The sequence below is a fragment of the Pantoea sp. X-Soil-TKNS-1280 genome, from assembly GCF_059730475.1.
This window is the reverse complement of record NZ_AP035962.1, coordinates 2,321,017-2,334,360: the sequence shown is the minus strand read 5'-3', so window position 1 is coordinate 2,334,360 and position 13,344 is coordinate 2,321,017. Positions and strand designations below refer to the sequence as shown.

At 51.6% G+C, this 13,344-nt stretch carries 10 protein-coding genes; 8 read left to right on the top strand and 2 right to left on the bottom strand.

The genetic code is table 11. The features are described from left to right. Nucleotides 1-66 precede the first annotated feature (66 nt). On the bottom strand, nt 67-474 hold the full coding sequence (gene hns / locus AC6I8X_RS10875) for a histone-like nucleoid-structuring protein H-NS (protein ID WP_084875182.1): 408 nt from the start codon (nt 472-474) through the stop codon (nt 67-69). 416 nt (nt 475-890) lie between these two features. Between hns and tdk the strand changes: the two genes are divergently transcribed. Next, nucleotides 891-1,511, top strand: a complete 621-nt coding sequence (gene tdk / locus AC6I8X_RS10870) for a thymidine kinase (RefSeq protein ID WP_313686777.1) — start codon at nt 891-893, stop codon at nt 1,509-1,511. Between the two features lie 52 nt (nt 1,512-1,563). Here the strand turns inward: tdk and adhE are convergent, their stop codons facing one another. Continuing rightward, complete coding sequence (adhE, locus tag AC6I8X_RS10865) at nt 1,564-4,251, bottom strand: bifunctional acetaldehyde-CoA/alcohol dehydrogenase (protein WP_313686775.1); 2,688 nt, start codon at nt 4,249-4,251, stop codon at nt 1,564-1,566. 448 nt (nt 4,252-4,699) lie between these two features. Between adhE and AC6I8X_RS10860 the strand changes: the two genes are divergently transcribed. From AC6I8X_RS10860 to oppF, 7 genes are all read left to right on the top strand, one after another. After that, on the top strand, nt 4,700-5,347 hold the full coding sequence (locus AC6I8X_RS10860) for a YchE family NAAT transporter (RefSeq protein ID WP_084875175.1): 648 nt from the start codon (nt 4,700-4,702) through the stop codon (nt 5,345-5,347). A 575-nt stretch (nt 5,348-5,922) separates the two neighbouring features. After that, nucleotides 5,923-7,557, top strand: a complete 1,635-nt coding sequence (locus AC6I8X_RS10855) for an ABC transporter substrate-binding protein (RefSeq protein ID WP_497839783.1) — start codon at nt 5,923-5,925, stop codon at nt 7,555-7,557. A 162-nt stretch (nt 7,558-7,719) separates the two neighbouring features. After that, nucleotides 7,720-9,360, top strand: coding sequence for an oligopeptide ABC transporter substrate-binding protein OppA (gene oppA, locus AC6I8X_RS10850; protein WP_299451198.1), 1,641 nt, complete (start codon nt 7,720-7,722; stop codon nt 9,358-9,360). A 79-nt stretch (nt 9,361-9,439) separates the two neighbouring features. Further along, nucleotides 9,440-10,360, top strand: a complete 921-nt coding sequence (gene oppB / locus AC6I8X_RS10845; protein ID WP_497839782.1) for an oligopeptide ABC transporter permease OppB — start codon at nt 9,440-9,442, stop codon at nt 10,358-10,360. A 15-nt stretch (nt 10,361-10,375) separates the two neighbouring features. Next, the gene (gene oppC / locus AC6I8X_RS10840) at nt 10,376-11,284 is read left to right on the top strand and encodes an oligopeptide ABC transporter permease OppC (RefSeq protein ID WP_084875167.1); all 909 of its coding nucleotides are present in this window, start codon (nt 10,376-10,378) and stop codon (nt 11,282-11,284) included. A gap of 11 nt (nt 11,285-11,295) precedes the next feature. Further along, nucleotides 11,296-12,309, top strand: a complete 1,014-nt coding sequence (locus AC6I8X_RS10835) for an ABC transporter ATP-binding protein (protein ID WP_497839781.1) — start codon at nt 11,296-11,298, stop codon at nt 12,307-12,309. Next, nucleotides 12,306-13,307: a murein tripeptide/oligopeptide ABC transporter ATP binding protein OppF gene (oppF, locus tag AC6I8X_RS10830; RefSeq protein ID WP_416412391.1), complete on the top strand. Its 1,002-nt coding sequence runs from the start codon at nt 12,306-12,308 to the stop codon at nt 13,305-13,307. The genes AC6I8X_RS10835 and oppF overlap by 4 nt, the downstream gene beginning before the upstream one ends. Nucleotides 13,308-13,344: the final 37 nt, after the last annotated feature.

Below are 13,344 nucleotides of genomic sequence, written 5' to 3'. Positions count from 1 at the left end.
TTTTTCTTACCTGGTGAATTCACCAAACGGGTGTGTAGTCACAATCATTTCGAAGCACTGGGGGATTTACAGCAGAAAATCGTCCAGTTGTTTGCCTTGTTCTTCAATGGCTTTTTTAATCACGGCTGGTGTACGACCCTGACCTGTCCAGGTACGGTTTTCACCATTTTCATCAACGTATTGATATTTAGCCGGGCGAGCTGCACGCTTGGTTTTAGCTGCAGTTTTGGTTTCAGATAACGCATTCAGTAACTCGTTGGGATCGATACCGTCAGCAATCAGCATTTCACGATATTGTTCCAGCTTACGGTTACGCTCAGCATTTTCTGCCTCTGCATGTGACTCTTCTTCACGACGTTCATTCACCACAACCTCAAGTTTTTCCAGCATCTCTTCCAGTGTTTCAAGAGAGCATTCCCGAGCCTGCGCGCGCAATGTACGGATATTATTAAGAATTTTAAGTGCTTCGCTCATTGTCCTAATCTCAAAATATATTTAATGGGAGTTGTTCTGCCCGCTCATAATAGTGGTGGGTAAAAATAACTGCAATAGTAAAATTATAAAGTAAAACGTAAATTAAAACTGATAAGACTTTTTTAGCAACCTCCAGACACTATTTAACTCTCTCTTTTGTATTCCTTAACCCTTAAATTTTGTGGTTTATAACCAGTGGTTGCAAGGTAACTACGCAGGCAGGAGAATAAGTGTGAATAAAAAACAAACATTGTCGTTTTGTCATTTCGTGCGGTGTTGGTGCCTCCTGGCCAATAAACGAAGTGGTCTGGCGTCGGTAATTTGAGCAAATGATAAAAATTAAGCCATCGCTACAGTCATGCTGTCTTTATGGTAGACTTGCGCGCAACTGATTCAGGCTCTGATGAGATTTTCCAATGGCGCAACTCTATTTTTATTACTCGGCGATGAATGCGGGCAAATCAACGGCCTTGCTACAATCCTCCTATAATTACCAGGAACGAGGCATGCGTACCCTGGTGTATACCGCCGAAATTGATGATCGCTTCGGTGCCGGGAAGGTTAGTTCGCGTATTGGTCTCTCTTCACCGGCGTTTTTATATAATGCGCAAACTCAATTGGATGCAGAAATAGCGGCTGAACATGCCCGACAACCGGTACATTGCGTGCTGGTGGACGAAAGTCAGTTTCTGACTCGCGAACAGGTAAAAGCGTTGTCTGATGTGGTCGATAATATGGATATTCCGGTGCTGTGTTATGGACTGCGCACCGACTTTCGCGGTGAGTTGTTTGTCGGCAGCCAATACTTACTGGCATGGGCGGATAAGTTAGTGGAACTGAAAACTATCTGCCATTGCGGGCGTAAAGCCAGCATGGTTTTACGTCTGGATGCTAACGGAAAACCCTTTAGTGAAGGTGAGCAGGTGGTGATCGGCGGTAATGAACGTTATATATCCGTTTGCCGTAAGCATTATAAACAGGCAATTGATGAAGGCTCATTAAAAGCCATTTATGGGTCGAATCAACCCCATCTGTAAAAACAGTTAATATAAAAAAACCCGCCGAAGCGGGTTTTTTTGTTATCAGGGCTTACGCCTTTTTAGTTTTCTTCTCAGTCTTGACTGACTTTACCGGCTGCAGATCAACTGCTTCTGTCACTTCAGCGGTGGTTTCGACAAATTCGCGACCGTAGAAGGTATCCAGCATGATTTGTTTCAGTTCAGCAATCAGCGGATAACGCGGGTTCGCACCGGTACACTGATCATCGAAGGCATCATCAGCCAGCTTATCAACTTTAGCGAGGAAGTCAGCTTCCTGTACCCCTGCTTCACGAATTGAAGTCGGGATGCCCAGCTGGGTTTTCATCTCTTCCAGCCATGCCAGCAGTTTTTCAATTTTCTGCGCAGTACGGTCACCCTCAGCACTCAGGCCCAGATGGTCAGCTACTTCGGCATAACGGCGACGTGCCTGCGGACGGTCATACTGACTGAAAGCGGTCTGCTTAGTCGGGTTGTCATTGGCGTTGTAGCGAATGACGTTACAAATCAGCAGGGCGTTCGCCAGACCATGCGGAATATGGAATTCTGAACCCAATTTATGTGCCATGGAGTGACATACCCCGAGGAAGGCGTTAGCAAACGCGATACCTGCGATGGTGGCGGCATTGTGCACACGCTCACGCGCTACCGGGTTTTTCGCCCCTTCTTTATAACTGGCTGGCAGGTTTTCTTTCAGCAATTTCAGTGCCTGCAAAGCCTGACCATCGGAGTATTCATTGGCAAGCACAGAAACGTAGGCTTCCAGTGAGTGGGTCACCGCATCCAGACCACCAAATGCGCAGAGTGAACGCGGCATATCCATCACCAGGTTAGCATCGACAATCGCCATGTCCGGGGTCAGTGCATAGTCAGCCAGCGGATATTTCTGGCCCGTCGCGTCATCGGTGACGACGGCGAACGGTGTCACTTCAGAACCGGTACCGGAAGTGGTGGTGATAGCGACCATGCGCGCTTTCACACCCATTTTCGGGAATTTGTAGATACGTTTACGGATATCCATAAAGCGCAGCGCCAGTTCTTCAAAGTGGGTTTCCGGATGTTCGTACATCACCCACATGATTTTGGCGGCATCCATCGGTGAACCACCACCGAGGGCGATAATGACGTCGGGTTTAAAGCTGTTCATCTGCTCTGCACCTTTACGCACGATGCTCAGCGTCGGGTCAGCTTCTACTTCGAAGAATACTTCAGTCTCGATACCGTGTGATTTCAGCACGCGGGTGACCTGGTCAGCATAGCCATTGTTGAACAGGAAACGGTCGGTAACGATGAAAGCACGTTTGGCCCCGTCAGTCGCCACTTCTTCAAGCGCAATTGGCAGAGAACCACGACGGAAGTAGATAGACTTCGGAAGTTTATGCCACAACATATTTTCAGCTCGCTTGGCCACGGTTTTCTTGTTGATGAGATGTTTCGGTCCCACGTTTTCAGAAATGGAGTTGCCGCCCCATGAACCACAACCCAGTGTCAGTGACGGAGCCAGTTTGAAGTTATACAGGTCACCGATACCACCCTGTGAAGCCGGGGTGTTAATCAGAATACGTGCGGTTTTCATCTTGTCGCCGAAGTAGTGCACGCGTTCATTCTGGTTATCCTGATCGGTGTAGAGGCAGGAGGTGTGACCGATACCGCCCATTGCTACCAGTTTTTCTGCTTTATCAACCGCGTCCTGGAAATCTTTGGCACGATACATCGCCAGTGTCGGCGATAATTTCTCATGAGCAAAAGGTTCTGACTCATCAACCAGCTTCACTTCGCCAATCAAAATCTTGGTGTTTGCCGGGACGGTAATACCGGCCATTTCAGCAATTTTCGGCGCTGGCTGACCAACAATCGCGGCGTTGAGTGCGCCATTTTTCAGGATGATATCCTGCACGGCTTTCAGCTCTTTGCCCTGCAGCATATAACCGCCGTGGGTGGCGAAACGTTCACGTACCGCGTCATAGGCGGAGTCGACGACAATAACGGACTGCTCAGAAGCACAAATCACGCCGTTATCGAAGGTTTTTGACATCAGAATTGAAGCCACAGCGCGTTTGATATCGGCCGTTTCATCCACCACTACCGGGGTATTACCGGCACCCACACCAATCGCTGGTTTACCTGAGCTGTAGGCGGCTTTCACCATGCCCGGGCCACCCGTCGCCAGGATCAGGTTGATATCCGGGTGATGCATTAACTGATTTGACAGTTCCACGGACGGGGCATCAATCCAGCCGATAATATCTTTTGGTGCACCCGCGGCGATGGCAGCTTGCAGTACGATATCAGCGGCTTTATTGGTCGCATCTTTGGCGCGTGGATGTGGTGAGAAGATAATGCCGTTACGGGTTTTCAGACTGATCAGAGCTTTAAAAATTGCAGTAGAAGTCGGGTTGGTGGTCGGTACGATACCGCAAATCAGGCCAATAGGTTCGGCTATAGTGATAGTGCCAAAGGTGTCATCAGTGTCGAGCACACCACAGGTTTTTTCATCTTTATAAGCGTTGTAGATATATTCGGAAGCAAAGTGGTTTTTGATCACTTTATCTTCGACGATGCCCATGCCGGATTCGGCAACGGCCATCTTAGCGAGCGGGATTCGTGCATCAGCGGCGGCGAGGGCAGCGGCGCGGAAGATGGCATCAACTTGTTCCTGACTAAAATTGGCGTATTCGCGCTGTGCCTTTTTAACACGTTCTACCAGTGCATTAAGTTCGGCGACATTAGTTACGGCCATGGTGCTCTCCTGAAGGAAGTTAAACTTTTTTAGTAAACAAGCCTGGATCCAAAAGTATAGTCGCGCTATAGAACGCTGTTTGGTCAGGAAGGCGAGTGAACTCGCGGTTGCTTACTAAAAAGGTTTACTGTTCTGGATGCTGGTGCCTCAGGATATTGTTTCGATGGGGTAAGGTTACCCCTGATGAGGTATTAGAATTATGACGCAGATCAATTTTGTCCTAAGCTGACACCATTCAGCACCCACTTTTGCAATTAAAGTAATCGCAGCCCGCCACACAATAAGGACCGAACAGTAGCAAAGCAGTAACCCAACGTTAACGGCAGATAAATGCACTGGTTTATTGCCTCGGAGGTAGCATAGATTTCTGCTGAAAGCGCTGGTTTTTAGCCAGTGATTTGCACTACATTATGCGCGATTTTTACTGTGACCCATTGTGGAGCTGACTGTGACCCCCGTGCTACTTGATCTATCCGGCTATATTAAGTTTTTTGTCGGTTTGTTCGCCCTGGTGAACCCAGTCGGCATCATTCCGGTCTTTATCAGCATGACCAGCTATCAGGGGGCGGTAGAACGCAATAAAACCAACCTGACGGCAAATTTGGCTGTGGCCATTATATTGTGGACCTCGTTGTTCCTCGGCGATGCGATTCTGCACCTGTTCGGGATCTCCATTGATTCGTTCCGTATTGCCGGTGGCATCCTGGTGGTGACCATCGCCATGTCGATGATCAGCGGTAAGCTGGGGGAAGATAAGCAGAACAAACAGGAAAAATCAGAAACCGCGATCCGTGAAAGCATTGGCGTCGTGCCGCTGGCATTGCCGCTGATGGCTGGCCCCGGAGCGATCAGTTCCACCATAGTCTGGAGTACGCGCTACCATAACTGGCAAAACCTGCTGGGATTCACCCTGGCGATTGCCATTTTTGCTTTCTGCTGCTGGTTGCTGTTCCGCGCAGCTCCGCTAATGGTCCGAGTGCTGGGGCAGACGGGAATTAACGTGATTACGCGTATTATGGGCTTACTGCTGATGGCGTTGGGTATTGAGTTTGTGGTCACCGGACTAAAAGCCATTTTCCCTGGTTTATTAAGTTAAAAATCGCCTTAATTTTCTACACGTCATCTTTTCATGATCCAACATGGTGCGATAAAGGGTAATTTCGCACCATGTTGGTGCTGATATTCATCATGCTTAATATCACGGGTGGGTTATCAATTTTGCTACTGTGCTAATCCGCGTTTAGCTATTCTCTGTATTTTACTGTGATAATTATCACAGCATCATATTCTGATTATCAGGGTAAGATATAAATAAAACTCGCTTTGTCGGGGTTTTTCCTATTCACATATCCCATGTTTATACTATTCAGTGACATAAAACACATTTTATCCATTCTGCATTTAACTCTGCACATAATGACAGCAAATTCATCTATAATTGCCTATAAATCAATAAATTAAGTGATAATTTTGGTTAAGAATTAACACTTTTCCTTGGCAATAAGACGTGATAAAAGAGAATTAGATAACATTTTTGTGGTTTAGCTTTGGCGCATGGGCATTTGTTCTGATAATTTTCGGAACATCGCAATTTTTTTATCTGATAGTCAAAAATGTGTACGGTTCTTGCTTACTCGCTATCAGGTTTATGTTGAAGGTTGATTTCTTTTGATGAAATGGATGGTAGCGAAGGCCCCGGCGTTTTCACCTCTTGCCCTCTGCCTGTGGGGTATTTTGAGCCAGAGTCAGGCGGCTGATATCCCGGCAGGGACACAATTATCCGCCACACAGCGTATTGTGATTAATAACGGCAGCGAAGTGGCGTCTCTTGATCCGCAGAAAATTGAGGGCGTACCGGAATCGAATGTGATTCAAAGCCTGCTCGATGGCCTGGTTAACACCGACAACAACGGGAAAATTGTCCCCGGTGTGGCTGAAAGCTGGCAAAACGATCAGGCGCGCGTCTGGACTTTTACCCTGCGAGAAAACGCCCGCTGGAGTAATGGTGAGCCCGTCACGGCCGCTGATTTTGTTTACAGCTGGCAACGCCTTGCCGATCCGAAAACGGCCTCTCCGTACGCCAGTTATTTGCAGGCGGCGCATGTTGCCAATGTTGATGCGATCATGGCGGGTAAAGCCAAACCTGCGGAGCTGGGTGTCAAAGCGCTGGACGCTCGTCATTTTCAGGTAACGCTGACAGAACCCGTTCCTTATTTCCTCTCCATGGTGGCAAATACCGCAATGAAGCCGGTTTATCCTCCAGCGGTGGAGAAGTGGGGCGAGCAGTGGACGCAGCCTGAACATTACGTCAGCAATGGTCCTTACACGCTCAGTCAGTGGGTTGTGAATGAAAAAATCGTGGTGAAGCGCAATCCGCTCTACTGGGACAATGCCCATACCGTGATTGAAGAGGGCGTCTATCTGCCGCTATCGTCGGAAAACAGCGATATTAACCGTTATCGCAGTGGCGGCACGGATATGACCAACAGCGTGGTTCCGCCGGATATGTACCATAAATTGCGCCAGGATCTTGGCGACCAGGTCAAAGTCAGCCCGCTGCTGTGTACCTTCTACTATGAAATCAACAACAAAAAAGCCCCATTTAATGATGCCCGGGTGCGTACTGCGCTGAAGCTGACGCTGGACCGCGACATCATCGCGCAGAAAGTGATGGGGCAGGGACAAATCCCGGCCTACAGCCTGACCCCACCATTTACTGACGGCGTGCAGCTTTCCCCGCCCGCCTGGTTCACTCAAACGCAGGCAGAACGCAATGCCAGCGCGAAAAAACTGCTGGCTGAGGCCGGTTTTAACGACCAGCATCCGCTGCGCTTCTCGCTGCTGTACAACACCTCCGAGCAAAACAAAAAGCAGGCCATTGCCGCTGCTTCAATGTGGCAGAAAAACCTCGGCGCAGTGGTGACCCTGGAAAATCAGGAATGGAAAACGCTGCTGGAGACACGCCATCAGGCGCAATACGATGTGGTGCGCGCCACCTGGTGTGCAGACTACAACGAACCGTCCACCTTCCTGAATATTCTGCTGAGCGGCGCTTCCATCAATACCGCTTTCTACAGCAGCCCGGCATTCGATCGGCTGATGGCGCAAACGCTGACGGCACCGGACGACGCGACACGCGCCGCGCTCTATCAACAGGCAGAAAATCAGCAGGATAAAGATTCAGCGATTATCCCGGTGTATTACCGCGTCAGCGTACGCCTGGTGAAGCCCTGGGTGGGCGGTTTTACCGGGCAGGATCCGCAGGATCTGATTAATCTGAAATACTATTACATAAAGAAACATTGAGTAACGGGCTGATCCGGCGCTACAGTCGGGCGGCACGTTACCGTGGCAACCCTTGCAAGGGGGATTGCAATCTCTGACCAGACAGGGCGGAGATTCCCGGATACGGGGTACGCCGGGCGGCTCAGACCGACCCGGTGACGATAATAAAACTGGAGCGTAATAATGAACAACATCACGAAGAAAAGCCTGATCGCCTTAGGTGTAGTTGCGGCGATTGGCGCGCTGGCAGGGAATGCCGCGTTGGCAGCGACAGTGCCAGCAGGCGTTCAATTGGCAGCAAAGCAGGAGCTGGTGCGCGGCAATGGTGACGAAGTACAGTCACTGGATCCGCATAAAATCGAAGGCGTGCCAGAAGATAACGTGGCGCGTGACCTGTATGAAGGTCTGCTGGTGAGCGACAGCGATGGCAAACCGGTGCCTGGCGTGGCGGAAAGCTGGGAAAACAAAGACTACAAAGTCTGGACTTTCCATCTGCGTAAAAATGCCAAATGGTCGAATGGTGCGCCGGTAACGGCACAGGATTTCGTATATAGCTGGGAGCGCCTGGTTGACCCGAAAACGGCGTCCCCGTATGCCAGCTATCCGCAGTATGGTCACATTGCTAACGTCGATGACATCATCGCCGGTAAAAAACCCATCACCGATCTGGGCGTGAAAGCGCTGGACGATCACACGCTGGAAGTCACCCTGAGTGAGCCAGTGCCGTATTTCGACAAACTGCTGATTAACTCCGTGATGTCACCGGTTTACAAACCGGCGATTGAGAAATTTGGTGAGCAGTGGACTCAGCCGCAAAACTGGGTCGGTAACGGTGCCTTTAAACTGCAGGATCATGTGATCAACGAGCGTATTACGCTGGTGCGTAACCCGGAATATTGGGATAACGCCCACACGGTGCTGAACAAAGTCACTTTCCTGCCGATCAGCTCTGAAGTGAGCGATGTTAACCGTTACTTCTCTGAGAACGGCAGCGACATGACCTATAACAACATGCCGATTGAGCTGTTCAAGAAGCTGCAGCGTGATAACGGCAAAGAGCTGCATGTTGACCCGTACCTGTGTACTTACTACTACGAAATCAACAACCAGAAAGCACCATTCACCGATCCGCGCGTACGTGCAGCGCTGAAACTGGGTCTGGATCGCGACATCATGGTGAACAAAGTGCTGGCACAGGGCCAGATGCCTGCCTACAGCTTCACTCCGCCGGCCACCGATGGCATGGAAATTCTGCCGCCGGACTGGTTCAAATGGTCACAGGAAAAACGTAACGCTGAAGCGAAGAAATTGCTGGCTGAAGCCGGTTATACCGCTGATAAACCGTTGACCTTCAACCTGCTTTATAACACTTCCGACCTGCACAAAAAGCTGGCGATTGCCGCTGCATCAATCTGGAAGAAAAACATCGGTGTGAATATCAAGCTGGAAAACCAGGAGTGGAAAACCTTCCTGGATACCCGTCATCAGGGCAACTTTGACGTTTCCCGTGCGGCCTGGTGTGCGGACTACAACGAACCGACGTCGTTCCTGAACATCATGTTATCGGACAGCAGCAGTAACACCTCGCACTATAAGAGCGCTGAGTATGACCAGGTGATCAAAGATGCTATCAAAGCACCTGACGCCAAAGGTCGTGCCGCTGATTATCAAAAAGCAGAACAGATCCTCGATAAGGACAGCACCATCGTGCCGGTTTACTACTACGTGAACGCACGTCTGGTGAAACCTTATGTCGGCGGTTACACCGGCAAAGATCCGCTGGATAAAACCCTCGATAAGAACTTTTATATAATTAAACACTAATAGCACACAGGCTATCGACAGTGGCGGTGCTGCGGCACCGCCAATTACTTTGTGAAGCAACAGCCTGGTAGGTACGGCAATGTTAAAATTCATCCTGCGACGGATTCTGGAAGCGATTCCGACGCTCTTCGTTTTGATTACCATCTCCTTCTTCATGATGCGACTGGCACCCGGTAGCCCGTTTACCGGCGAACGCACCTTATCGCCCGAAGTGATGGCGAATATCGAAGCCAAATACCATCTCAACGATCCCATCGGCAAACAATATGTTGATTACCTGATTCAGCTGGCGCATGGCGATTTCGGCCCCTCCTTTAAGTACAAGGACTATAGCGTTAACTATCTGGTAGGACATGCGTTCCCGGTGTCAGCCAAACTTGGTCTGGCGGCCTTTGTGCTGGCGATGGTGTTGGGGATTACCGCGGGCGTAATAGCCGCCCTGAAACAGAACAGTTTGTGGGATTATGCGGTGATGGGGGTCGCCATGACCGGCGTGGTGATACCGAGTTTTGTGGTCGCACCCTTGCTGGTCCTGGTGTTCGCCATCACCCTGCGCTGGCTGCCTGGTGGTGGCTGGAATGGCGGGCAACTGCAATACATGCTGCTGCCGATGGTGGCGCTGTCTCTGGCGTATATCGCCAGCATCGCGCGTATTACGCGTGGTTCGATGATTGAAGTGATGCACTCCAACTTTATCCGTACCGCGCGGGCCAAAGGGTTGCCGCTGCGTCGTATCGTGCTGCGTCATGCGCTGAAACCGGCGCTGTTGCCGGTCATCTCCTACATGGGTCCGGCATTCGTCGGCATCATCACCGGTTCAATGGTTATCGAGTCAATTTATGGCCTGCCGGGCATTGGTCAGCTGTTCGTTAATGGCGCGCTTAACCGCGACTACTCGCTGGTAATGAGCCTGACCATCCTGGTCGGTGTACTGACCATTGTGTTTAATGCGGTCGTTGACGTGCTGTATGCCGTGATCGATCCGAAGATTCGTTACTGATGCTGGAGTTCGCCCATGATGTTAAGTAAGAAAAACAGCGAAGCTCTGGATGCCTTCAGTGAAAAGCTGGAAGTTGAGGGCCGCAGCCTGTGGCAGGATGCGCGTCGTCGTTTTATCCATAACCGTGCTGCGCTGCTGAGTTTGCTGGTGCTGGTGCTGATCGCGCTGTTTGTGGTGTTCGCCCCGATGCTGTCGCAGTTCCGCTATGACGACACCGACTGGGGCATGATGTCCGCGCCGCCGGACACCACCTCCGGACACTGGTTCGGCACGGACTCCTCTGGCCGCGATCTGCTGGTGCGCGTGGCCATCGGTGGCCGTATCTCACTGATGGTGGGGATTGCCTCGGCGTTGATTGCCGTGCTGGTAGGTACCCTGTATGGCTCGGCTGCCGGTTATCTCGGCGGTAAAACCGACTCGGTGATGATGCGTATCCTGGAAATCCTCAACTCCTTCCCGTTTATGTTCTTCGTCATTCTGCTGGTGACCTTCTTTGGCCGTAACATCCTGCTGATTTTTGTCGCCATCGGTATGGTGTCGTGGCTGGATATGGCGCGTATCGTGCGTGGCCAGACGCTGGGCCTGAAACGCAAAGAGTTTATTGAAGCGGCCCAGGTCGGTGGGGTATCCACCACCAATATCGTGCTGCGCCATATCGTGCCTAACGTGTTGGGTGTGGTCGTGGTGTATGCCTCGCTGCTGGTTCCCAGCATGATCCTGTTTGAATCCTTCCTGAGTTTCCTCGGACTGGGTACCCAGGAGCCGCTGAGTAGCTGGGGCGCGCTGCTGAGCGATGGTGCCAACTCCATGGAAGTTTCACCCTGGTTGCTGCTGTTTCCGGCAGGATTCCTGGTGGTCACGCTGTTCTGTTTTAACTTTATCGGCGATGGCCTGCGTGATGCCCTCGACCCGAAAGATCGTTGAGGAGTTTCCCGATGACCATTCATGAATTTCAGCCAGCAATGGCGGCCCGTGCGGGAAGCAACCTGTTGTTAGACGTTAAAGATCTGCGCGTGACCTTTGGCACGCACGACGGTGACGTCACCGCCGTCAACGACCTCAACTTTTCCCTGCGTGCCGGTGAAACCCTCGGGATCGTAGGGGAGTCTGGTTCGGGTAAATCGCAGACGGCCTTTGCCCTGATGGGGCTGCTGGCAAAAAACGGTCGTATTGGCGGGTCGGCAAAATTTAACGGCCAGGAGATTCTCAACCTGCCGGAAAATCAACTGAATAAGCTGCGCGCCGAGCAGATCGCGATGATTTTCCAGGATCCGATGACGTCGCTCAACCCGTATATGCGCGTCGGTGAACAGCTGATGGAAGTGCTGAAGCTGCATAAAGGGATGAACAATGCGCAGGCGTTTGAAGAGTCGGTGCGTATGCTGGATGCGGTGAAAATGCCGGAAGCGCGCAAACGCATGAAAATGTTTCCGCACGAGTTCTCCGGCGGGATGCGTCAGCGCGTGATGATTGCTATGGCATTGCTATGCCGTCCTAAATTACTGATCGCCGATGAACCAACCACCGCGCTGGACGTGACAGTGCAGGCGCAGATCATGACGTTGCTGAATGAACTCAAACGCGAGTTCAACACCGCGATCATCATGATTACCCACGATCTGGGCGTGGTGGCGGGGATCTGCGACAAGGTGCTGGTGATGTATGCCGGACGTACCATGGAATATGGCCGGGCGCGCGATGTGTTCTATCAACCGGCGCACCCGTACTCCATCGGTCTGCTGAGCGCGGTGCCGCGTCTGGATGCTGAAGGCGAGTCGTTGATGACCATTCCAGGCAATCCACCTAACCTGTTGCGTCTGCCGCAGGGTTGTCCATTCCAGCCTCGCTGCCCGCATGCGATGGATATCTGTGCCACAGCCCCGGCGCTGGAGCCTTTTGGTGACGGACGCCTGCGTGCCTGCTTTAAGCCGGTGGAGGAATTAGTATGAACACCGTAGCGGAAAAGAAAGTGTTACTGGAAATCGCCGATCTGAAGGTGCATTTCGATATCAAAGATGGCAAGCAGTGGTTCTGGCAGCCAGCTAAAACCCTGAAAGCAGTCGATGGCGTCAGCCTGCGCTTATATGAAGGGGAGACCCTCGGCGTGGTGGGCGAGTCCGGCTGTGGTAAATCGACGCTGGCGCGTGCCATTATCGGGCTGGTGAAGGCCACAGAAGGGCGTGTTGCCTGGCTGGGGCGGGATCTGCTGGGACAGAGTCAGGAAGAGTGGCGCAAAGCGCGCAGCGACATCCAGATGATCTTCCAGGACCCGTTAGCGTCGCTCAACCCGCGTATGACCATCGGCGATATTATCGCGGAACCGCTGCGTACCTATCATCCGAAGATGTCACGTCAGGAAGTGAAGGATAAGGTTAAAAACATGATGATGAAGGTTGGCCTGCTGCCAAACCTTATCAACCGTTATCCTCACGAGTTCTCCGGTGGCCAGTGCCAGCGTATCGGTATCGCTCGCGCGCTGATTCTGGAACCGAAACTGATCATTTGTGATGAGCCAGTATCGGCACTTGATGTGTCAATTCAGGCGCAGGTGGTGAACCTGTTGCAGCAGCTGCAACGTGAGATGGGGTTATCGCTGATCTTCATTGCTCACGATCTGGCAGTGGTGAAGCACATCTCCGACCGCGTGCTGGTGATGTACCTCGGTCACGCGGTGGAGCTGGGAACCTACGACGCGGTGTACAACAACCCGCAGCATCCCTACACCCGCGCGCTGATGTCGGCGGTGCCGATTCCCGATCCGGATCTGGAAAAGAATAAACAGATCCAGTTGCTGGAAGGAGAGCTGCCGTCGCCCATCAATCCACCATCAGGTTGCGTCTTCCGTACCCGCTGCCCGATTGCCGGGCCAGAGTGCGCGAAAACACGACCATTACTCGAAGGCAGCTTCCGCCATGCGGTGTCCTGCCTCAAGGTGGACCCGATGTAAAACAAAACGCCGGGCGATTGCCCGGCGTTCTTTTGTG

Excerpts from the sequence above, each read along its gene's own strand:
- hns (WP_084875182.1), bottom strand. The coding sequence starts at position 474 with ATGAGCGAAGCACTTAAAATTCTTAATAATATCCGTACATTGCGCGCG.
- tdk (WP_313686777.1), top strand. The coding sequence starts at position 891 with ATGGCGCAACTCTATTTTTATTACTCGGCGATGAATGCGGGCAAATCA.
- adhE (WP_313686775.1), bottom strand. The coding sequence starts at position 4,251 with ATGGCCGTAACTAATGTCGCCGAACTTAATGCACTGGTAGAACGTGTT.
- AC6I8X_RS10855 (WP_497839783.1), top strand. The coding sequence starts at position 5,923 with ATGAAATGGATGGTAGCGAAGGCCCCGGCGTTTTCACCTCTTGCCCTC.
- oppA (WP_299451198.1), top strand. The coding sequence starts at position 7,720 with ATGAACAACATCACGAAGAAAAGCCTGATCGCCTTAGGTGTAGTTGCG.
- oppB (WP_497839782.1), top strand. The coding sequence starts at position 9,440 with ATGTTAAAATTCATCCTGCGACGGATTCTGGAAGCGATTCCGACGCTC.
- oppC (WP_084875167.1), top strand. The coding sequence starts at position 10,376 with ATGATGTTAAGTAAGAAAAACAGCGAAGCTCTGGATGCCTTCAGTGAA.
- AC6I8X_RS10835 (WP_497839781.1), top strand. The coding sequence starts at position 11,296 with ATGACCATTCATGAATTTCAGCCAGCAATGGCGGCCCGTGCGGGAAGC.
- oppF (WP_416412391.1), top strand. The coding sequence starts at position 12,306 with ATGAACACCGTAGCGGAAAAGAAAGTGTTACTGGAAATCGCCGATCTG.